Annotated in this window: 19 protein-coding genes; 12 read left to right on the top strand and 7 right to left on the bottom strand. The window is 32.6% G+C overall.

Going from position 1 to position 21,033, the window contains the following annotated elements:
- Positions 1–44: 44 nt before the first annotated feature.
- The 4 genes from OO775_RS12935 to OO775_RS12920 are packed head-to-tail and all read right to left on the bottom strand — an operon-like array spanning position 45 to position 3,904.
- Positions 45–1,280 carry a DUF4350 domain-containing protein gene (locus OO775_RS12935; RefSeq protein WP_264847649.1) on the bottom strand — a complete coding sequence of 412 codons (1,236 nt, stop codon included), beginning with the start codon at positions 1,278–1,280 and terminating at the stop codon, positions 45–47.
- Complete coding sequence (locus tag OO775_RS12930; protein ID WP_264847648.1) at positions 1,280–2,074, bottom strand: DUF4129 domain-containing protein; 795 nt, start codon at positions 2,072–2,074, stop codon at positions 1,280–1,282. Before OO775_RS12930 ends, OO775_RS12935 begins: the two co-directional genes overlap by 1 nt.
- Entirely contained in the window at positions 2,067–2,954 is an 888-nt protein-coding gene (locus tag OO775_RS12925) for a hypothetical protein (RefSeq protein ID WP_264847647.1), read from the bottom strand. Before OO775_RS12925 ends, OO775_RS12930 begins: the two co-directional genes overlap by 8 nt.
- Entirely contained in the window at positions 2,951–3,904 is a 954-nt protein-coding gene (locus tag OO775_RS12920) for a stage II sporulation protein M (protein ID WP_264847646.1), read from the bottom strand. The genes OO775_RS12925 and OO775_RS12920 overlap by 4 nt, the downstream gene beginning before the upstream one ends.
- 23 nt (positions 3,905–3,927) lie before the next feature.
- Here OO775_RS12920 and OO775_RS12915 point away from each other — a divergent pair, with 23 nt between their 5' ends.
- The 8 genes from OO775_RS12915 (at position 3,928) to miaA (ending at position 12,172) form a co-directional block, all read left to right on the top strand.
- Positions 3,928–4,668 carry an RDD family protein gene (locus OO775_RS12915; RefSeq protein WP_264847645.1) on the top strand — a complete coding sequence of 247 codons (741 nt, stop codon included), beginning with the start codon at positions 3,928–3,930 and terminating at the stop codon, positions 4,666–4,668.
- Positions 4,669–4,763: 95 nt separating this feature from the next.
- Positions 4,764–5,195 (top strand): RrF2 family transcriptional regulator, encoded by a 432-nt coding sequence (locus OO775_RS12910; RefSeq protein ID WP_264847644.1) that lies wholly within the window; start codon positions 4,764–4,766, stop codon positions 5,193–5,195.
- Positions 5,196–5,235: 40 nt separating this feature from the next.
- Positions 5,236–7,215 (top strand): protein-disulfide reductase DsbD family protein, encoded by a 1,980-nt coding sequence (locus tag OO775_RS12905; protein ID WP_264847643.1) that lies wholly within the window; start codon positions 5,236–5,238, stop codon positions 7,213–7,215.
- Positions 7,216–7,230: 15 nt separating this feature from the next.
- Positions 7,231–8,202 carry a Gfo/Idh/MocA family protein gene (locus tag OO775_RS12900; protein WP_264847642.1) on the top strand — a complete coding sequence of 324 codons (972 nt, stop codon included), beginning with the start codon at positions 7,231–7,233 and terminating at the stop codon, positions 8,200–8,202.
- Positions 8,203–8,289: 87 nt separating this feature from the next.
- Positions 8,290–8,949, top strand: coding sequence for a YggS family pyridoxal phosphate-dependent enzyme (locus OO775_RS12895; RefSeq protein WP_264847641.1), 660 nt, complete (start codon positions 8,290–8,292; stop codon positions 8,947–8,949).
- A 68-nt stretch (positions 8,950–9,017) separates the two neighbouring features.
- On the top strand, positions 9,018–10,379 hold the full coding sequence (locus OO775_RS12890) for an exonuclease domain-containing protein (RefSeq protein ID WP_264847640.1): 1,362 nt from the start codon (positions 9,018–9,020) through the stop codon (positions 10,377–10,379).
- 9 nt (positions 10,380–10,388) lie between these two features.
- Complete coding sequence (locus OO775_RS12885; protein WP_264847639.1) at positions 10,389–11,240, top strand: ion transporter; 852 nt, start codon at positions 10,389–10,391, stop codon at positions 11,238–11,240.
- 17 nt (positions 11,241–11,257) lie between these two features.
- Complete coding sequence (gene miaA, locus OO775_RS12880) at positions 11,258–12,172, top strand: tRNA (adenosine(37)-N6)-dimethylallyltransferase MiaA (protein WP_264847638.1); 915 nt, start codon at positions 11,258–11,260, stop codon at positions 12,170–12,172.
- Positions 12,173–12,718: 546 nt separating this feature from the next.
- Here the strand turns inward: miaA and OO775_RS12875 are convergent.
- Positions 12,719–13,225: a hypothetical protein gene (locus OO775_RS12875; RefSeq protein ID WP_264847637.1), complete on the bottom strand. Its 507-nt coding sequence runs from the start codon at positions 13,223–13,225 to the stop codon at positions 12,719–12,721.
- A 58-nt stretch (positions 13,226–13,283) separates the two neighbouring features.
- Here OO775_RS12875 and OO775_RS12870 point away from each other — a divergent pair, with 58 nt between their 5' ends.
- A complete protein-coding gene (locus OO775_RS12870) occupies positions 13,284–14,189 on the top strand; it encodes a S66 peptidase family protein (protein WP_264847636.1) in 906 nt (301 codons plus the stop codon).
- Here the strand turns inward: OO775_RS12870 and OO775_RS14160 are convergent.
- Together OO775_RS14160 and OO775_RS12865 are read right to left on the bottom strand one after the other, a co-directional pair.
- Positions 14,180–14,902, bottom strand: a complete 723-nt coding sequence (locus tag OO775_RS14160; protein WP_373874586.1) for a DUF4184 family protein — start codon at positions 14,900–14,902, stop codon at positions 14,180–14,182. The two genes, OO775_RS12870 and OO775_RS14160, sit on opposite strands and share 10 nt — an antisense overlap.
- A 23-nt stretch (positions 14,903–14,925) precedes the next feature.
- Positions 14,926–15,657 carry a biotin--[acetyl-CoA-carboxylase] ligase gene (locus tag OO775_RS12865; protein ID WP_264847635.1) on the bottom strand — a complete coding sequence of 244 codons (732 nt, stop codon included), beginning with the start codon at positions 15,655–15,657 and terminating at the stop codon, positions 14,926–14,928.
- A gap of 77 nt (positions 15,658–15,734) precedes the next feature.
- On the opposite strand from OO775_RS12865, the gene rsfS reads away from it, so the two are divergent.
- The 3 genes from rsfS to OO775_RS12850 all read left to right on the top strand — a co-directional run bounded on the left by rsfS (position 15,735) and on the right by OO775_RS12850 (position 21,032).
- Positions 15,735–16,109, top strand: coding sequence for a ribosome silencing factor (gene rsfS, locus OO775_RS12860; RefSeq protein ID WP_264847633.1), 375 nt, complete (start codon positions 15,735–15,737; stop codon positions 16,107–16,109).
- Between the two features lie 2 nt (positions 16,110–16,111).
- The gene (gene ftsH, locus OO775_RS12855; RefSeq protein WP_264847631.1) at positions 16,112–18,082 is read left to right on the top strand and encodes an ATP-dependent zinc metalloprotease FtsH; all 1,971 of its coding nucleotides are present in this window, start codon (positions 16,112–16,114) and stop codon (positions 18,080–18,082) included.
- A 217-nt stretch (positions 18,083–18,299) separates the two neighbouring features.
- Entirely contained in the window at positions 18,300–21,032 is a 2,733-nt protein-coding gene (locus tag OO775_RS12850; protein WP_264847629.1) for a PD-(D/E)XK nuclease family protein, read from the top strand.
- Position 21,033: the final 1 nt, after the last annotated feature.

Below are 21,033 nucleotides of genomic sequence, written 5' to 3'. Positions count from 1 at the left end.
TTTCTGTGTATTTTTATATTTTATGATAAACTAAATGTATTATTTTATTTCGTTTTGTTCCAAAATTGTTCGATTAAATGGTCTAAATTGGTCAGCGTATATTCCGATGCCGATTGCATACGCTGTATATTGATTATCAAATTGATAAGCGGACGAACAACCGCCTCTCCCCTACCCGATTTGTGTATGAGTCGGTTTATAAAATCTTCATCAAGATGTTGGGTGTCCAAATAATACTTTCTGCGAACAGCATCTAAAAAGTACAAAATCTTTTTCTGTGCTAGCATATATGGGTCGCCCTCCTGAAAATATAGATTGCCTATGGTTTGGGCAAACTCTATCGTTGTATTGCGCGGTTTCTCTATCACAGGAATTACCCGCTGACGGCGTTTGCTTTGGAAAATGAGGTACAGAACAAAGCCCAATAGTAGCAAACGCCACGCCATAGCCAGCTCAGGATAGTCGTATATCACCGAAAGGATATTGCGCTGCTCTCGATAAACCCGCCCAGAAGTACCATTCCCTTCACCTCCATTTATAACCATTTGCTTGTACCAACCATCGAAATGATCGTCAAACCAAATCGTCTTATTTTCTTTGGGAAGGTATCCAAGAACTGTTTGAGCATAGTGGCGTGTCTGCGGATTTTTTAAATAGTAATTGGTAAATGGTTTCGCTTCCAAAAGAGAATATATTTTACCCTTACCCAGCGGAATTTCAACAAAATTGATACGTTTCTCCTCACCCCAATGTACATACCCCAACGATTTGTGGTGTATCGTATCCAGAGAAGTAAAATAATAAAAATTAGAACTTCTTTCAAGTGTAAGCAGTTCGCCTTTTTCTGTTTCACAAGTTAATGACAGTGCTATCGAATCTATCCATTTATCATAGAGATAGGTTGTTTCTATCCCCAAAGTATCTTTATCGGTTGAACAAGCTATAAAAAGAGCAGTATCACCCTTTTCTACTTGAGCAAGCACCTTTTGAAACGATGTCCAATCAATATATTGGTTTATAAAGAATAAATTACGCGTGTGCAAACTATCTTTTTCTTGCTCAAAATATTCATATGGAGTATCTCCATATCTTTCCACAGGTTTGTCAAAGATTGCATCTATTTCGTTATCAAGTATATATGTCCCATAAGGTATTTTATCTAAAGGTTCATAGGTTTCAGTCCAATCAATAACTTTTGGGCTAGGCAACAAATTAACCAAAGCCACTCCAATAACCAATGTAGCAAGCAGTATAAAATAATTACGAAGCGAGTGATTCATTATCTTATTTTTTGAACGTTAATATGTGTTTCAAAATCGGCTTTTGCCTGTTTGTATTGGTCGTGTTCTATTGAAAATTCACCATACCATATATAATTATATAAGCGAGAGAGTCGCGAAAAATTGTTTCTCAGTTGTTCATCTTTAATTTCACGAATATAATCAGCGTTTGTCTTTTCAGATTGCCATATTATGAGTTGTTTATCAGAGAGAGTTTTAAGTAGCCATAGGTAATACAACCGAATACTCTGTCTGGTATTGTTCTGACTCTCCGATTCTTTAATAAGTTTAGCAAAATCCGTTTTGTGAATATTCTTTTCAACTTCTTGTAAAGATGTTTCTAAATCCTTATCAGCCTTTTCCCAAAACCAGCGCCCTTTGTGCTGCATAATCAAACGAATTGCTACAAATAAAGCAATAGAAAATACAATAAAATACAACAGATAGAGTAATTTTCTTTCATTTCCCTTCGTTGTAAGTCCAAAAAAACGTTCTACGAACTTGGTTATTATTGTAAATAACTGCGAAAGAAAACTTTTTCTTTCTTCCTCATTATAGTCAAACTCTTCAGAATTATATTTTTCTGAAATATTATCAAAAGAAATCGGTCGTACTTTTTCGTTATTCTGAATAACTTTATCAACTAACTCTTTGGCTTTTTGGTTTCTTTGTTCTACACTAATGGTATCTACCAAAGATGGCATTTGTGCTTGAATATCTTCACAAAAAAACAAACTACCAAGAATCAGTAGGGGTAAATATATGTATTTTTTGTACATTCTTGTTTTATTCATAGGTATTTTTACCAATTTGTTCTAAGTCAAGATATGTTTGTTTGTCTTGATGTGAGCTGTAATAAATCATTAGTTGTAAGAATGTATTCATATTGGAAAGGATAAAAACAAGAATAATAGCTATTCCCCATACAATACCCAAAAGCCCCATTCCAATAATTGTTCCTTCTGACAAACTGCTTTCAATCCCTGCCAATAATCCAAAAAAAGAAATCAATATTGGGATAATAAATACAATGACCATAATAAATGAAGAAATCATATTCATAACAATAGTTGAACCTATTTTTGCCCAAAAATCTTCTTTCAAAATATCAAAAGCCTTAGAAATGGCCTCAAAATATCCCATTTTATCTTTGACATAAAAAATCATTAGTTGTCCTACAAAAACGCTTATAGCTCCCTGAGCCAATAAAGGCCCAACAATAGGTATAAAATACGATATCAGAATTATAATAAACATAGGTATCGTTAGAATAAAAATGGAAATAAAGCCAAAGAGGAACATCCGCCCGAGCATTGGTTTTATTTTGTTGAAAATTTCAGTTGCTGAAAATACATTCCGTTCAGAATTTTCTTCGGCAACTCCTGCATAAGCTAATGGAAAACACGAAACAAATAACACAATGAACATTAGCAATATAAATACAATAAACAATGTCCAAAACGCTGATGCCAATCCCATATCGAGACTTTGGATAAATTGGGAAAAATTTGTACCAAATAATAAAAAAACAATTACTATAAACGAAAAAATAATTGCTCCGTTGATAATTAAGTAATTTTTAAAAAAATCTCGAAAATAAATCTTGAAAAAATTGAATGTATCGGAAATAAGCGTCCCGAATTCACGTTTTTGATAAAATTGAAATATTGTCATTTTTTAGCAAATTTTAATGGATAAAATAAAAAATAATATGTAATAATACTTAATGTTCCGAAAATAATAGCCAGATTCAGCCAAAGAGGCATCGTTGCCGAAAGACGTGTAACATATCCTTCTATAATTCCTGCAATAACAAAAAAAGGTACAGTAGCTAAAAGAATTTTGAGTCCTTCTTTAAAACCTATTTTAAAAGAAAGTATCCTTGAATATGTTTTTGGAAAAAGAATGGCTTTTGTAAGTACAAAACCTGCTGCGGTGGCTATAACTATACTGAAAATTTCCATTGCTCCATGTAACCATATAGCTCTTAAACTTTCAACAAAAACACCTTTTTCCCAGAAGAAATACTGAAAAGCTCCCAACATTACAGCATTACTGAATGCGATATAAAAAGTTAGCACTCCTGCTGTAACACCGCACAAAAATGCCCAAAAAGCAACTTTAATATTATTAATTGTAATTCCGATAGAACTTCCCCAAGTACTTCCTGACTTATATACAGCCATTGGGTCTCCTTTTTCAATATTGTCTAAGGTCATATTCACATAATAATCTCCCAAGACAACTCGTACAAACTCATCATCATATCGTGCTGAAATAACACCAAGAAAAACAAAGAAAAAAAACAATATAAATGAGAAATAAATTATTTTCCGATGCTTATAAACTAACCTTGGGGCTTCCTCTTTGAAAAAAAATATAAATCTATTTTTATCTACACGCTTTGTTTTATAAATTTTTTGGTATATTTGCGACACCAAAAAGTTCAGGTAAATAGTGGTATTGCTTTTGGGATAATATGTTTGTGAAAAAGACAAATCACCCAACAAATGTATGTACAAATCTGCCATTTGGTCTGGAGAAATCTTTTGTTTTTTGTTTAAGACTTCTTCAACAGCAAGCCATTTTTCCTTATTTTGTTTAATAAATGCAACCTCTCTCATAGCGAGGGCTAAATTATAAAAAAATGTTCAAATTATCAATAAAAACAACACAAAATATTCCTCTTTTTTTTACACCAGCTTCTATTGGTGAGCGAATGCTTGCTTTTTTGATTGATGTAGCCATTCAATCTGGATACATTATCTTACTAATTTACATCATTAATTTATTTGATTTAAACGTATTATTTATGGAAATGGATATGTGGAGCATTGGAGCTATCATCATTATTATTACAGCTCCTGCCAATTTGTATCCACTAGTATGTGAATCACTAATGTCAGGACAAACATTAGGCAAAAAAGTAATGAAAATACGAGTCATAAAAATAGATGGATACCAAGCTTCATTCTATGATTATGCTATTCGTTGGGTTTTTGGTATCTTTGAAATATATGCTTTTGCTATCGTAGGGCTTTTTTCTATGATGGTTTCTAAACACACTCAACGTTTAGGAGACCTTGTTGCAGGTGTTGCTGTTATATCACTGAAAAATAAAACAAACATCTCGCACACTATTTTGACTGAAATAGAAACTAATTATCAACCTTATTTTCTTAGAAGTCAAATATTTGCATTTTCTGATAACGATGTGCAAATAATAAAAAAATATTTTGACCAGGCTCGCTTCAAACAAAAATGGGATACTATCGGGAAACTTTGTGAAAAAATAGAACAAGTAAGTCATCGGAAAAACACGGAACTTACTCCTGTCATTTTTGTTGAAAAATTCTTAAAAGATTACAATTATTATACACAAGAATAATAAAATATTTTGGCATCATATTTGATACATGATTCGAATAGTATTTCATTTTTATAAAAATTTGTATCTTTGCCTGCTAATAATAAATAATAATAATGTTATCTAATTCAAGTAAATATGCCATCAATGCAGTGTTGTACTTAGCTGTTCATGCATCAACTAATAATAAAATTGGTGTTAAAGAAATAGCTGATTCACTGGGTATTCCAACAGCTTTTTTAGCTAAATTATTACAAATTTTAGCTCGAAAAAATGCTATAAGTTCTTCCAAAGGTCCCAATGGAGGTTTCTTTTTAACTCAAAATGAACTCAATACACCTTTAATCAAAATTGTACATCATATTGATGGAGTGAGTAAGTTTACAACTTGTTCGTTGGGATTAAAAGATTGTTCTCCTGACAAACCTTGTCCATTACACTATACTGTTCAGCCTTTCAAAATGGAATTTTTGAAAGAATTGGAAGAAAATACAATTTATGATTTTGCCCTTAAAGTAAAAACAGGCGAAGCCTATTTATTTATATAAAATTTCTTAAATATTTGTGTATATTTTTAATTTTAAAAAAATGAAAAAATTGATTTTTATACTTTTTTTATTATTTTCTTTGGGAGCTTTTGCTCAATTTTCTTTTGGTGGAGGCAATGACCAAGACCCTGTTACATGGAAATATGAAGTAAAGAAAATTTCAGATACTGAATATGATTTAATATTCAATGGTATTATTGAACCAAAATGGCACATTTATTCGTTAAAAAATCCTGATGGAGGAGCTCTACCTACCAAAATCACTTTTGAAAATGAAGATAAAAACTTTGAACTAATAGGTGATGCCATTGAAACAGGTACTCAAAAAGCCTTTAATGAGATTTTCGGAGTTGACGAAATTTTCTTTGAAAATAAAGCACTCATTACACAACGTATCAAATTATTGAATCCTGAAACGAAACATATTCAAGGAAATTTATTTTATCAAGCATGTATTGATGTTTGTATCAATCACGAAAATGATTTTATTTTCTCTTTGGACGGAAGCAAAGCCCAAATTGTATACAAAGAAGTTGATGAACGAAGTAAAGACATGGCGCAAAATCTTATACTTCCGCTAAAAAATGCAGAATTATTACATCAAGGAGAAAATTCATCAAAATCAGCAAGTAACAACTGGGGGATTTTCATACTTGGGTTCTTAGGAGGTTTCATAGCCTTGCTAACACCTTGTGTTTTCCCAATGATTCCGCTTACAGTTTCTTTTTTCACCAAACAAAGTAAAGACAGAAAGAAAGGAATTTTCAATGCTATTTTGTATGGATTTTTTATCTTTTTAATCTATATTTTGCTCAGTCTTCCTTTTCATTTTTTAGATTCGCTTGACCCTGAAATTCTAAATACAATTTCAACAAATATTTGGCTCAATGTAATATTTTTTGTAATATTCGTATTTTTTGCTTTTTCTTTTTTTGGATATTACGAAATTACGCTTCCTGCCTCATGGAGTACCAAAATGGATAATGCTTCAAACATTGGAGGAATTATCGGAATATTCTTTATGGCGCTTACTCTTGCTATTGTTTCTTTCTCTTGTACAGGTCCCATTTTAGGCTCGCTCTTAGCTGGGTCGCTTTCAGCAGAAGGTGGAGCCATGCAACTAACTGCCGGTATGGCTGGATTTGGTCTATCGCTAGCATTGCCTTTTGCTATATTTGCATTATTTCCTAATTTACTTAATTCGTTACCTCGTTCAGGCGGGTGGATGACAACCACCAAAGTATTTTTAGGATTTTTAGAATTGGCCTTTGCATTTAAATTCTTATCAAATGCAGACTTAGTTGGACATTGGGGAATATTAAAACGTGAAATTTTTATCGGAATATGGTTTATTTTATTCTTATTTTTAGCACTTTATCTCTTCGGATTTATTCGCTTTCCGCACGATGGACCTAAGCAACCCATATACAAATTATCCAAAACTCGATTGGGGCTTGGAACACTTTCGGGTGTTTTCTCTATCTATCTGTTGCTAGGACTTTTCGGGCAAAATAGTTTACGTTTTCTTAGTGGATTTCCGCCACCAACTTTTTATTCAATTGTAAATACCAATGAAGATTCTCATCAAACAATTTTTAAAGATTTTGATGAAGGAATTGCTTATGCCAAAAAACACAACAAACCTGTAATGCTTGATTTCACAGGTTGGGCGTGTGTTAATTGTCGCAAAATGGAAGAACACGTTTGGACAGATTCTGAAGTAAAAAAACTAATGGAAAAATATGTACTCATTTCTTTATACATTGATGATAGAGAAGAATTACCCAAAGAAAAACAATTCGATTTTAAACTTCCGTCAGGAAGGGTAAAACCTATCAAAACCGTCGGGGACAAATGGGCTACTTTTCAAAGTGTCAATTTTGAAACAGCCTCGCAACCTTATTATGTACTAATAACTCCCGACTTGGAGGTGCTTTCTGTACCACAACAATACGTAAGTACCGAAGTGTATAAAAACTGGCTCAGTGAGTCTTTGCAGAAATTTAAAAATAATTTTTAAACTAAATACAGAACGATGTTAAAAGTAGGCGTGTTAGGTGCTGGGCATCTTGGGAAAATACATTTGCGATTGCTACAACAATCTGAAAAATATGATTTGGTAGGTTTTTTCGACCCAAACAAGGTCAATGCTCAGCAAGTAAGTCAAGAGTTTGGTTATCAATATTTTAACTCTTTACAAGAGCTTATTGATGCCGTTGAAGTAGTTGATATTGTAACTCCCACGCTTTCTCACTTTGAATGTGCCGTTACGGCCATCAAGCAGAAAAAACATATTTTCATAGAAAAACCTATTGCCAATACGATAGAAGAAGCCGAAACCATCCGTACGCTTTTAAGAGAGAACAATGTAAAAGGGCAGGTTGGGCACGTAGAGCGATTCAATCCAGCGTTTTTGGCGGTGAAAGATTTGATTGATAACCCAATGTTTATTGAAGCGCACCGACTTGCCGAATTCAACCCACGTGGTACAGACGTTCCTGTTGTTCTAGATTTGATGATTCATGATATTGATGCCATACTAAGTATTGTCAAATCACCTGTGAAAAAAGTTACTGCCAGCGGAGTTGCTGTAATTAGTCATTCGCCCGATATTGCCAATGCACGCATTGAATTTGAAAATAAATGTGTTGCCAACCTTACTGCAAGTCGTATTTCGATGAAAAATATGAGAAAATCTCGGTTTTTTCAGAAAGATGCCTATATTTCAGTAGATTTTTTAGAGAAAAAAGTAGAAGTTGTACGAATGAAAAATGCTCCAAAAGAGCCTTCTGATTTCGATATGATTTTGCAAAATGCCGAAGGGGAGAAAAAACAAATCTATTTTGAATATCCTGAAGTAGTTCCTAACAATGCTATTTTAGACGAACTTAATTCATTTGCAGATGCTATCAATCAGAATACAACGCCTGTTGTTACTTTGCAACAAGGTACAGAAGCATTGTGTATTGCCAAGATGATTGTTGCCGAAATAGAGAAAAATTCTTAATTTTTGCTATATCAAATTGAAAATAAGGAAATTTATATATAAATTGTATAAAAAACAAACTATTTTTCATCTTGTAACTTAACAATTATGAGCATTCGAGAAAATTTACTTCGGATCAAAGCCGATTTGGGCGAAAATGTATCGCTTGTTGCTGTTTCTAAATATCATTCTAAGGAAGAAATAATGCAAGCCTACCAAGCGGGGCAACGTATCTTTGGTGAAAGTAAAATTCAGGCAATGACAGAAAAATATACACATCTTCCCAAAGACATTCAATGGCATATGATTGGACATACGCAGACTAACAAAGTAAAATATATGGCTCCGTATGTATCGCTCATTCATAGTGTAGATAGCCTAAAATTACTTTCTGAAATCAATTGGCAAGCTCAAAAAAACAACCGAATCATTGATTTTTTGTTTCAAATACGTATAGCGCAAGAGCAAACCAAATTTGGTTTAAGCGAGAATGAATTATTTAGCATAGTTTCTTCAACTGATTTTCAGCAAATGCAACATATTCGACTACGAGGAATTATGGGAATGGGAACAAACACAGATAATCAAGCACAAATAAAACAAGAATTCCTATATGCAAAATCGATCTTTGATATGATAAAAAATAATCTGCACACAAATTGTAATATTGATATCCTTTCGATGGGAATGAGCGGAGATTACCAAATTGCTATTGCCTGCGGAAGTACAATGGTTCGAATAGGAAGTGCCGTATTCGACAAAAACTAATTCTTCAAAAAGAATTTCAATTTTTTACCAGAAATAATTTTATTGACCCATAAAGTTTTTTATAATCGGTGTATGCAATTTTAGACATAGAGACTACAGGAGGACAATATAACCAAGAGGGTATTACCGAGATAGCCATTTATCGTTTTGATGGGCAAAATGTCCTTGACCAGTTCATATCATTGGTTAATCCTGAGCGTGAAATTCAGAATTTTGTCGTAAAGCTAACAGGTATCAATCAGAAAATGCTCCACACCGCTCCTAAGTTTTATGAAATAGCCAAGCGAATTGTCGAGATTACAGAAGATTGCATTCTGGTGGCTCACAACGCCGATTTTGACTATCGGATACTTCGAACGGAGTTTCGCCGACTGGGTTTTAACTATCAACGCAGTAGCATTTGCACTGTCGAATTGGCTAAACAATTCTTTCCCGATTCTAAGTCGTATAGCTTGGGAAAACTCGTGCGTTCGCTAGGCATCCCGGTCAGTGATAGACATCGTGCTAACGGAGATGCACTTGCTACACTAGAACTTTTCAAATTATTTCTTGCCAAAGACACTTCAAAGCAAATCATAACACAATGGGTCAAGCAAGATATAAATCCGAGTATTTCTACTCGGTTTCTACATATTTTGGACGATTTACCTACACAAATGGGAGTGTATTATATGTACAATCAAGAAGGAAAACTCTTGTATATTGGTCGTAATAAAAATATAAAAAAACGTGTAAATCAGCACTTTACTTCTGTTCAGAAAAAAGATTTATATCTACAAAAACATACATATAAAGTAGTTTTTGAACTTACTGGCAATGAGCTAATTGCCCAACTCAAAGAACTCCAAGAGATACAGCTAAACAAACCTACGCTTAATGGAAAACGACTATTTCGCCCTCTTTCGTATGGACTTTTTGTCAAAAAAAATAAAAAAGGGTATCTCACACTTAATATCCTTCCATTACAACACAATGCAAGCCATTGGCTAAGTTTCGAGACCTTAGCCGAAGGAAAAAATACGCTCTACGAACTTACAGAGCAGCATACACTTTGTACAAAACTAACAGGCTTTTCTTCTGCTCCTCATAATTGTTACAATTATACAATGAACAAATGCAAAGGGGCTTGTATTGATATTGAAAATTTGCAAGAATATAATGCACGAGTCGAAGAAGCATTGCAGCAGTATTCATTCAAAGGAAAAACTATTGCGATACTTGACAAAGGGCGTACTCTGGGAGAGAAAAGTGTTATTTTGATTGAAAATGGTATATTTTTAGGTTACGGCTTTACAAATCTAAATTTTCAGGTAAGTCGCTTAAATATTTTGAAGAATATCATTACCCAGATGAATGATAATGACAAAATTCAGCACCTAATACAACAATATTTGCGAAAACACAAAAAACCTACTATCATTTCATTTTAAAAATATGCTATGAAGACGATTCTTAAATCAAAATACGACATCTTCAAACAGCAAGCCTACATTATTATCTACGGAACAAATACTTTCTTAGGGCGGCTATTTGACTTACTTTTATTATTTTTTATTATTGTAAGTTGTCTTTTAGTAATGCTTGAAAGTGTCGAAAATATTGATATTCGCTTTCATACATTGCTATTAGTGTTGGAGTGGCTCATCACCGGATTTTTTACAATAGAGTATATTTTACGTATTGTGAGCAATGATAAACCGTGGCGTTATATTTTCAGTTTTTATGGTATTGTTGATTTATTATCGCTACTACCTATGTATTTATCTTTCTTCGTACCAGGTTCAAAAGTCCTTGCTACGATACGAATTCTTCGGCTGTTGCGTATTTTTCGTATTTTGTCATTGGTACATTTTACCGAGCAAGCCAATTCACTACAAACTGCCATTAAAGCAAGCCGTGCCAAAATTTTAGTCTTTATATATTTCGTATTAGTTATCTGTGTGCTACTTGGCACGCTAATGTATATGATTGAACCTCGTACAAGCGGATTTACAAGCATTCCGCGTAGTATTTATTGGTGCATTGTAACTTTGACTACGGTCGGATATGGCGATATCGCTCCTGCTACAACATTAGGACAAGTAATCGCTGCAATTATTATGATTCTCGGATATGGAATTATTGCAGTTCCTACGGGAATTGTCAGTTCTGAATATAGCCGCTTGCAAAATAAAACTCATAAGAGGTTAGAAAAAAAAGCAGAGCAGCCAAAACAAAAGTGCTCTTCGTGTGGTGAAACCAAAATCCCCAATAATGCCATATATTGCCACAAATGTGGTTCTATTCTTTAAAAAAATATACTATTTCTATGAAATTTCTAATTGTCATATCAGGAGCTACTGCCATTGGAAAGACTCACTTAGCTATTTCGCTTGCGCAACACTTTCAAACAGAGATAATATCTTCTGATTCACGTCAATTTTTCAAAGAAATGGAAATTGGAACAGCCGTACCTAATAAGAATGAATTAGCTATGGCACCTCACCATTTTATTCAACACAAAAGCATTTTTGAAAAATATTCTGTTGGAGATTTTGAGCGTGATGCTATCAAATTATTAAACGAATTATTTTTGAAACACAATCTAGTTATTATGGTCGGAGGCAGTGGATTATATACTGCTTCTGTATTGAATGGATTAGACGAATTTCCCGATGTACCTGAGTCTATTCGTTTGCAATTAAAGGAAGAGTATAACAAAAAAGGTATCTTATTTTTACAAGAAAAGCTAAAATCACTTGACCCATTGCAATATACAAGAATGGATATAGACAATCCGCAACGAGTTATACGCGCTTTAGAAGTTTGTATTGCTTGTTCAAAACCCTATTCTTCATTTTTGAATAAAAAAAATACTTTGCGAAACTTCATTCCGATAGAAATAGGTCTTACTGCTGAGCGTTCTATTATTTACAACCGAATTAACCAACGTGTTGAAGCCATGTTAGAATCGGGATTGATAAAAGAAGTACAATCTCTACATCCTTATAAAAACCTGAATGCTTTGCAAACAGTAGGTTACCGAGAACTATTTGATTTCTTTGATAAAAAAACAAATTTACATACATCCATAGAAAATATAAAGAAAAATACCCGTAATTTTGCAAAAAGACAAAATACATGGTTTCAGAAACAAACACAAATAACGTGGTTTGACTATCAGTCTCCTTTACAATTCATTATTCAACACATAGAAAAAGAAATAACCAAAAGAAACAGATAATTTAATAGTACCCAAATAAAATACAATAAAGATACTCAGTAGATTTTAAAAATACATAATATTTTATAAAATCTACTGAGTATTTTCATATAAACAAAAAAAGAAATATATAAGAAATCAAGTTTCTTACAAGATAAAAACATGTATTATTCTAAAAATAGAATTTATTATATATTTTATTTTTTCAAGACAAAATCTACTCAATATATTTTATAATTCTATTTTAATTATCAATAAATACAATTATATCTATTAAAAAACAAATTTGAGTATTAAAAAAAACTGCGTATATTTCTACCTTCAATATTACATACTATCATATACTCTATTTCTTATAAATTTATAATTAAAATACCTCAAAAAATGTTATTTCTTGCAAATATACATTTATAAATATACAAGAATTTTATTTTTTTATCTATTCATATATTTATAGTTATCAGAAACTAAATCTCTTATAAGATATACTTTTACGTAGTATAAGAACAAAAAAACAGGGAAGGCAAATCATTTTACCTTCCCTGTTTTTACTAATTTCTTTTCTAATTAGAACTGATAAGTTACCCCTGCTTTCACTCCATAGAAGCTACCAGCATGAAGCTCTGCATTTGCAGCCCAATTTTGGGCAAAAAACCATCGCGCGCCCGCTTGTGCTAAGAACACAATCCCCGAGGCATATCCAGAATAAGTAATACTAGAACCCGAGCCTTCCCAACTGTGCGACCAGTTATAATACCCTAACGAAAGTCCTCCGTATAAACCAAGTTCAGAAGGCAATCCTTTAATATGCTCTCCGAAATGATAATTTCCGTTGGTAATGAACCCAATTCCAGTATGTCCCCAGTTACTTTGACTTCTATGGCGCAATGATAGCTCACCACCAACCGTAATTTTGTCTGCTACTCCGAAATCAGCTCCAAAATATCCCATTACTCCCAAATCTGAAACGCCACCACCAGCATTTAATCTGATAGTTCCAGATTCTACATTTGCTTGTGCAGTGGCTGTAAGCCCAACTAAAAATAATCCTGCAATTGTCAAAAGTTTTCTCATTTTTTATTTAATTTTGTTATTTCAAATGCAAAGATATATCTTTTTTAATTATTACCAAATGAAAACACCCTTTTTTTTAAAAGAAAATGATTCTGTCGGGATTATATCTACCGCAAGAAGTATCAGTTATCAAGAAATTCTACCCGCCATAGAATGGCTACAAAGTATTGGATTGCAACCAGTTATCGGAAAGACTATCGGTTTGTCTCATCATCAATTTGCAGGAACAGACACAGAACGACTTGCAGACTTACAAGAAATGCTTGATAATCCGCAAATAAACGCAATATGGTGCGCGCGTGGTGGTTACGGAACAGCTCGTTTACTTGATTTTATTGATTTCTCTCACTTTTTGAAAAATCCCAAATGGATACTTGGCTACTCAGATGTTACTGCCCTACACGCTCATTTAAGTAGGCTTGGAATAGCATCAACACATTGTACAATGCCTATAAACGTAGCTAAAAACACAAAAGAATCTTTGCTTTCGTTGAAAAATTTTCTTTTTGGAAGCTCTAATCAATACCAATGGGAAAATTCGCAAACTTTTTACGAAAATTGCCATATTGAAGGAGAAATCATTGGGGGAAATCTGTCCATTATTTATAGCCTTTTAGGCTCAAAATCAAGCATTTGTAGTGAAGGTAAAATTCTTTTTATAGAAGACTTAGACGAATATTTGTACCATATTGATAGAATGATTTTAAATCTTAAACGCAATGGTGTTCTTTCTCGACTAAAAGCACTCTTGGTTGGGAACTTTTCACAAATGCACGATAATAATATTCCCTTTGGAAAATCTGTGGAAGAAATCATTTTAGAACATTGTCAAGAGTACAATTATCCTATCATTTTCAACGTCCCCACAGGACATATTGATGATAACCGACCCCTTGTTTTTGGGAAAAAAGTAGAGTTATTCATTAAAAATAATGTAAGCACTTTATGCCAAAACTATAAATAGCTAACTTTTGATATTTTTTTAAAAAGAAATGAACTGACTAAAACAGCTATAAAAAAGGCAGATATAGTAGTTACAATACATATTCCGATAGAAAACGAAATTATTAAAAATCGAATAAATACAATAAAAAAAGTGATACAAAGAACCAGTATCCAATATTTTTTACTAACTCGATGATATAAAAATTCATTGGTAGGGAGTCTTTTGATAAAATAAACAAGCACAATAGCCCCAATACAGGTGCTTAAATGTTGGAGAATTTTATAAATGTATATTTTTGTTGAAAAAAGATAGAATGATGATTGTAAAAAGGAATATCTTTCTACAAAAAAACCTGTTTTATGTGTAAAACTATCCCAAAATATATGAGAAAAAGCTCCTATGCAAATTGATATAATGACAATCTTCCAATTTTTTCTAAAATAATTGTTCCAAGAAAAATTTTTAACAACAATAAAACGCTTTTGAAGGAAATAGGGCAAATTGTTTATCAGAGTATCCTTCACAATATTATGAAATACAAAGCAAATACATAAACTTATAGGTAAGCAAAAATACAATAATCCTATAAGTGAATGCCCATACTGACCTTTCATATTCATTCGTATAAAATATTCAAAATCAGGAGACATACTTCCTATAATAAGACCTGTAAATGATAGATATTTTCTCAATGGAATAATGATAGCTGGGTGCGAAAAAGTAAAAGGCATTGTATAAATATATAATTTTGTTATCAATAAAGTAGCTGGACTTCTTTCAATCGGAATGTTCTGAGAACTTGATCTTCTAGTTCTATACAAAGCTCTCCTTGCGCTGTTACTCCACGAATAAATCCCATAAAACGCATTCCGTATATATCTTGAAACGTAGAGGGTTTATCCTTACGGTATAGATATTTATGGTAATGGTTATAAATTTCAGTTGGAGTAGTTTCATATAGTTTTTGAAAAGCCACTTGAAGTTCTTTTAGTACCAAATGAATGATTTCTTCCAGATTATAATGAATTCCTGTTATTTTCTGCAAAGAAGTTGCTTTTGTCAATTCATTGAAATTCAACTGATTCACATTAAGCCCTACTCCTATTACGCTTGTTGTTATGTATTGATTATTTATAGAATTTTCAATCAGAATGCCACATATTTTTTTATTTCCTGACAATATGTCATTTGCCCATTTCAATGACAAATCAGGAATATGTAATTTTTTTAAACATCGAAAAATGCTCAAAGCAACTACCATGTTTAGCACAAAATGATGTTCTGATAAGAAATCATCAAATCTTTTTAAGATACTGAAAGTAAGGTTTTTATAAGGCTCAGAAACCCATTTTGCATCTTGTTGTCCCCTGCCTTCTGTTTGATTTTGTGTCCAAACCACAGTATTGTCCTGTACATTTTCTTTTTTCAAAATTTCTTTCAAATAAGTGTTTGTCGAATTTATGGCATTAAGTTTGATAATTTTCATAAAGTTAATTCAATAAATCGTTTTTATTCAAGAAAAAGTTATAAATTTGTCGCCTTGTGCAAAATAACTAATTTTTAATGACAAATCAAAAAAACAATACAGATTTACTAATTGCCGATATATTGGAAGGCATTCAAAAAGTTAAAGGACAGGATATTACAATTTTGGATTTACGCACTATTGAAAATGCTGTTTGTAGCCATTTTATTATCTGTACAGGTAGCTCCAATACACAAGTTACAGCGATTTCTGGAGCTGTACAAAAAATGGTAAGTCAAGGTAATTCGCACCAGAAACCTTGGCATATAGAAGGCGAACAAAATGCCGAATGGATTTTGTTGGACTATATAGATGTTGTAGTTCATATCTTCCAAAAAAGCACTCGTGAATATTATGATATAGAAGGACTCTGGGGCGATGCTAAAATAACACAAATAGAAACAAATTACTGATTATGAGCAATAATAACAATAAATCATCTAAATTCTCTGCTTTTTGGTTCTACGGAGGATTGGCACTCTTTTTATTTTTTATACTGAATCCATTGTCAGAAGCAGGTTTATGGAAACAACCCAAAGAAATTTCGCAAATCGAGTTTGAAAAATTCCTTTTCGATGGTGATATTTCAAAAGTAATTGTAGTTAATAAACACGAAGCACGTATTTTCTTAACTCCTGAGGCTATAAAAAAAGAAGAACACAAAGATGTACGAGTTGATAGTACCTTATTCAAACGTGGAGTAAGCGCCGAAGTACCCCAATACAAATTAGAAGTTGGTGTTTTAGAAAATTTTGAAAATCGTTTCAATAAAATTGCTACTGAAAATAATCTGTCAAAATCGGAGCTTTTGTATAAAACAGAACAGAATTTCTTTGGTGATATTTTCATCTCTGTGCTTTTGCCTATTCTTTTATTGGTTGGATTTTGGATATTCATAATGCGTCGTGCTGGTGGTGGTGCTGGCGGTGGTACACAACTTTTTAACATCGGAAGGTCAAGAGCTCGACTTTTTGACGAAAATAAAGAATCAAAGGTTACTTTTAAAGATGTAGCTGGATTGGAAGGAGCAAAAGAAGAAGTACAAGAAATCGTTGAATTTTTAAAAAATCCAGAAAAATACACTTCTCTGGGAGGGAAAATTCCGAAAGGAGCTTTGCTTGTCGGTCCTCCAGGTACAGGAAAAACGCTCTTAGCAAAAGCGGTTGCTGGTGAGGCAAATGTTCCTTTTTTCTCGCTTTCGGGCTCTGATTTCGTAGAAATGTTTGTTGGTGTAGGTGCTTCACGTGTGAGGGATTTATTCCGTCAAGCGAAAGAAAAATCACCCTCTATTATTTTTATTGATGAAATTGATGCTATTGGACGAGCAAGAGGAAAGAATAGTATGACTGGAGCTAATGATGAAAGAGAAAATACACTAAATCAGCTACTTACAGAAATGGACGGCTTTGGAACAAAAACCAATGTTATCGTATTGGCAGCTACTAATCGTGCCGATGTTCTGGACAAAGCTCTTATGCGAGCTGGGCGGTTTGATAGACAAATTTATGTTGATTTGCCAGATTTGAACGAACGAAAAGAAATATTCGGCGTACATCTTCGTCCTATAAAAACCAAAGAAACGCTAGATATTGATTTCTTGGCAAAACAAACACCTGGATTTTCAGGAGCTGATATTGCCAACGTATGTAACGAAGCTGCACTTATAGCAGCTCGAAAAGGCAAAGATGCTGTTGACAAACAAGACTTTTTAGATGCTGTTGATAGAATTGTTGGCGGTCTTGAAAAGAAAAATAAAATAATTACAGCAGAAGAGAAAAAAGCGATTGCTTTCCACGAATCAGGACACGCAACTGTTAGTTGGTTGTTAGAACACGCTGCTCCACTTGTTAAAGTTACCATCGTTCCGCGAGGGCGTTCTCTTGGTGCTGCTTGGTATCTGCCTGAAGAACGTCAAATTGTCCGAACTGAACAAATCTTGGACGAAATGTGTGCTGCGTTGGGTGGACGTGCTGCCGAACAAATTATTTTTGGGAAAATATCAACTGGTGCTCTAAGTGACCTTGAAAAAGTAACTAAGCAAGCGCGTGCAATGGTTTCTATCTATGGACTTAATGAGAAAATTGGAAACCTAACTTACTATGACTCCTCGGGTGAAGAATACGGATTTACCAAACCATATAGTGAGAAAACCGCTCAAATAATTGATGAAGAAATCAACAAAATTATTGAAGAACAATACCAAAGAGCTTTATCTATTCTAAGTGAAAACAAAGATAAATTAACTACATTGGCAAATCTATTGCTTGAACGCGAGGTCATTTTTAAAGAAGATTTGGTAGCTATTTTCGGAAAACGTCCTTTTGCAAACGAAGACGAACATCATCACTCTGAAATAAATATCAATTCAGAGAAAGAGAATTCATAAAAATATTTTTTACATACAAAATCCCTCTTAAAATGGAACTTTAAGAGGGATTTTTATTTGCCTTTTCGTATTATTATTTTTCGAGAAAAAAGGAAAATATTTTTAACTCAATCAACTTAAAATAGCAATAAATATAGTATCTTTGCTCGAAAATAAATTATACTTTTAATTAAAACGATAATATTTCTTTTATATAAATTACTCAACTTGTATCAATATGTTTTTAGAAAAAGTTGTAATTGATGTTTTGACAAAATATCCTGATTTTTCACCAGAAAAAATGATTTTTGTTGTTCCGAACAAACGAGCTACTTTGTTTTTGAAAAAATATTTTTCAAAACACATTGGCAAAATCTGTCAATCTCCTCGTTTTTTAAGTATGGAATCGTGGGTTGAACAGATTGCGCAATATCAAATAATGCCCAATATGTCGCTTCTTTTTGAATTGTATAATACTTATTTAGCTAATAACGACACACCCGATGATTTTGAAACTTTTGTGGGTTGGGGACAAACTTTACTACAAGATTTTAACGAAATAGACCAATATCTTATTAACCCAAATGATATTTTTCCATACATAAAAGCAATTAAAGAAGTGGAACACTGGTCGTTAAGCCAAGAACTTACACCAATGCAAGAGAAACATTTGGCTTTTTGGAATACATTGGGGCTTTATTATCGTGCTTTTTCGGAAAAATTAACTCTAAAAAAGCAAGGGTATCGGGGTTTTGTATATCGAAAAGCCACTCAAAAAATAAATTCATATATAGAAAAATCAAAAGACAAATTACATATTTTCGCAGGGTTCAATGCTTTAACGCAATCGGAAGAAATACTTATTGAGTCTGTTTTACTTTCTACCACTTCTGAAATTTATTGGGATATTGACAAGACATTTCTATCTGATAATCAGCATGATGCAGGATATTTCATTCGACAATATTTCTCTCGATGGAAATATTATAACAATAGAGAACGAAAATGGGAAGGAGATGATTTTTCATCTGAAAAAAATATAAATATTGTAGGGGTTCCCAAGAGTGTCAATCAAGCGCATTACGTAGGAAAATTAGTCAATCAAATACCTGATTTTCAATGGGAAAATACAGCTATTATTCTTGCTGACGAAAACCTATTACTACCTGTTATTCAGTCTATTAACAAGAATAAACTCCCTATGAATATTACTATGGGATATCCTTTGAAACAAACCTCTACAAGTAGTCTTTTTAGTGCTTTTTTTAAATTATATACATCAAATAATTGGTACTACAAAGATGTTGAAAATCTGTTGCAACAACCTCTTATTCAGCGTATTTTGTCAAAGGATTCTATTGAGCAAATCACACAACATATTCGTCATAAAAACTGGGTTTATATTTCTAAAAATCAACTTGTTGAGCAATTATCTTTAGAAGACGAAGAAATTATAAATATTCTTTTTTCAGATTCGAAATCAATAACTGCTAAATTATTGATTGAACAATGTTTTAATTTAATTTTTATTCTCAAAAATAAATTGGAAGAAGAAAAAGAAACCAATGCTCTTTTATTAGAATATTTGTATCGTTTTTATGAATTATTCAATCAGCTATACGATTTAGAAAATCAATATTCTTTTTTGATAACTCCCAAAACACTTTACTATTTATATAATGAATTATTGGTTAAGCAAACACTTGATTTTCAAGGAGAACCACTACAAGGATTACAACTGATGGGAATGCTTGAATGTCAAAATTTAGATTTTGAAAACGTTATCATAGTATCGGTCAATGAAGGTATTTTACCTGCTGGCAAAAGTGTCAATTCTTTTATTCCTTTCGATGTAAAAAATAACTTGGGGCTACCTACTTACAAGCATCGAGATGCGATTTTTACCTACCATTTCTATCGATTATTACAACGTGCCAAAAATATTCATTTGGTCTATAATACTGAAACTGATAGTTTTAAAGGTGGTGAAAAAAGTCGTTTCATTTTGCAACTTCTTACGCAACAAGCAGATAATTTACATATTACTGAAACTATATTAACTCCACAGGTTATCGCTTCACAATTTGATTTGATGATTATTGAAAAAGACGAAAATGTAATGACTCGCTTAAAAGAAATTGCATCTGGACGAGGTTTTTCTCCTTCGGCTCTAACGACATATATTCGTAACCCAATTGATTTTTACAAACAAAATATTCTGCAAGCTAGAGAAGAGCGCGATGTAGAAGAAATTATGGAGGCTCGTACTTTTGGCGACATTGTTCATGCTACACTTGAAGCACTTTTTTCTCCCTATTTAGGCAAAATTTTAACTATTGAATCCATCCATTCAATGAAAGAAAATGTGCCTTTTTTAATAGATAAATATTTTAAAGAATTGTATAAAGAAGAAGAGAATTTGGGTAAAAACACATTGATTTTCAGTGTAATACAAGAATATATAGAACAATTCTTAGAAATGGAAAAAAGAACAATTTCTCATACAACAATTGAGATTTTAGCTTTGGAAAAGGATTTAATTACTTCGGTACGTTTTCCTGAATTTGATTTCGACATATGTCTAAGAGGAACTGCCGATCGTATTGAAAGGCGCAATGGGCAACTATATATCGTTGATTATAAAACGGGGAAAGTAGAACAACGTAATATAACTCTTAACGAAAATGGTTGGCAGAAACTAATAACTGATTTCAATTATAATAAAGCTTTTCAACTACTAATGTATGCCTATATTTTAAAAAAAGAAAATCAACATACTGATAATGAAATATTTGCAGGAAATTATTCATTTAAAAATCTCGAAAGTAACTTTTTGGGATTTCGCAATGAAAACGATAAAACACCTTCGGCTATTACCGATTTAATAAATAATCGATTTGAAGAAAAACTCAAAGAATTGTTACTCGAAATCTTTGACCCAAATATACCATTCCTAGAAAAAAAGATTTAGT

The organism is Capnocytophaga catalasegens, from assembly GCF_026005215.1.
Classification (GTDB): Bacteria; Bacteroidota; Bacteroidia; order Flavobacteriales; family Flavobacteriaceae; genus Capnocytophaga; species Capnocytophaga catalasegens.
This window is presented reverse-complemented; position numbering and strand designations above follow the sequence as displayed.

Excerpts from the sequence above, each read along its gene's own strand:
- OO775_RS12935 (WP_264847649.1), bottom strand. The coding sequence starts at position 1,280 with ATGAATCACTCGCTTCGTAATTATTTTATACTGCTTGCTACATTGGTT.
- OO775_RS12930 (WP_264847648.1), bottom strand. The coding sequence starts at position 2,074 with ATGAATAAAACAAGAATGTACAAAAAATACATATATTTACCCCTACTG.
- OO775_RS12925 (WP_264847647.1), bottom strand. The coding sequence starts at position 2,954 with ATGACAATATTTCAATTTTATCAAAAACGTGAATTCGGGACGCTTATT.
- OO775_RS12920 (WP_264847646.1), bottom strand. The coding sequence starts at position 3,904 with ATGAGAGAGGTTGCATTTATTAAACAAAATAAGGAAAAATGGCTTGCT.
- OO775_RS12915 (WP_264847645.1), top strand. The coding sequence starts at position 3,928 with ATGTTCAAATTATCAATAAAAACAACACAAAATATTCCTCTTTTTTTT.
- OO775_RS12910 (WP_264847644.1), top strand. The coding sequence starts at position 4,764 with ATGTTATCTAATTCAAGTAAATATGCCATCAATGCAGTGTTGTACTTA.
- OO775_RS12905 (WP_264847643.1), top strand. The coding sequence starts at position 5,236 with ATGAAAAAATTGATTTTTATACTTTTTTTATTATTTTCTTTGGGAGCT.
- OO775_RS12900 (WP_264847642.1), top strand. The coding sequence starts at position 7,231 with ATGTTAAAAGTAGGCGTGTTAGGTGCTGGGCATCTTGGGAAAATACAT.
- OO775_RS12895 (WP_264847641.1), top strand. The coding sequence starts at position 8,290 with ATGAGCATTCGAGAAAATTTACTTCGGATCAAAGCCGATTTGGGCGAA.
- OO775_RS12885 (WP_264847639.1), top strand. The coding sequence starts at position 10,389 with ATGAAGACGATTCTTAAATCAAAATACGACATCTTCAAACAGCAAGCC.
- miaA (WP_264847638.1), top strand. The coding sequence starts at position 11,258 with ATGAAATTTCTAATTGTCATATCAGGAGCTACTGCCATTGGAAAGACT.
- OO775_RS12875 (WP_264847637.1), bottom strand. The coding sequence starts at position 13,225 with ATGAGAAAACTTTTGACAATTGCAGGATTATTTTTAGTTGGGCTTACA.
- OO775_RS12870 (WP_264847636.1), top strand. The coding sequence starts at position 13,284 with ATGAAAACACCCTTTTTTTTAAAAGAAAATGATTCTGTCGGGATTATA.
- OO775_RS14160 (WP_373874586.1), bottom strand. The coding sequence starts at position 14,902 with ATGCCTTTTACTTTTTCGCACCCAGCTATCATTATTCCATTGAGAAAA.
- OO775_RS12865 (WP_264847635.1), bottom strand. The coding sequence starts at position 15,657 with ATGAAAATTATCAAACTTAATGCCATAAATTCGACAAACACTTATTTG.
- rsfS (WP_264847633.1), top strand. The coding sequence starts at position 15,735 with ATGACAAATCAAAAAAACAATACAGATTTACTAATTGCCGATATATTG.
- ftsH (WP_264847631.1), top strand. The coding sequence starts at position 16,112 with ATGAGCAATAATAACAATAAATCATCTAAATTCTCTGCTTTTTGGTTC.
- OO775_RS12850 (WP_264847629.1), top strand. The coding sequence starts at position 18,300 with ATGTTTTTAGAAAAAGTTGTAATTGATGTTTTGACAAAATATCCTGAT.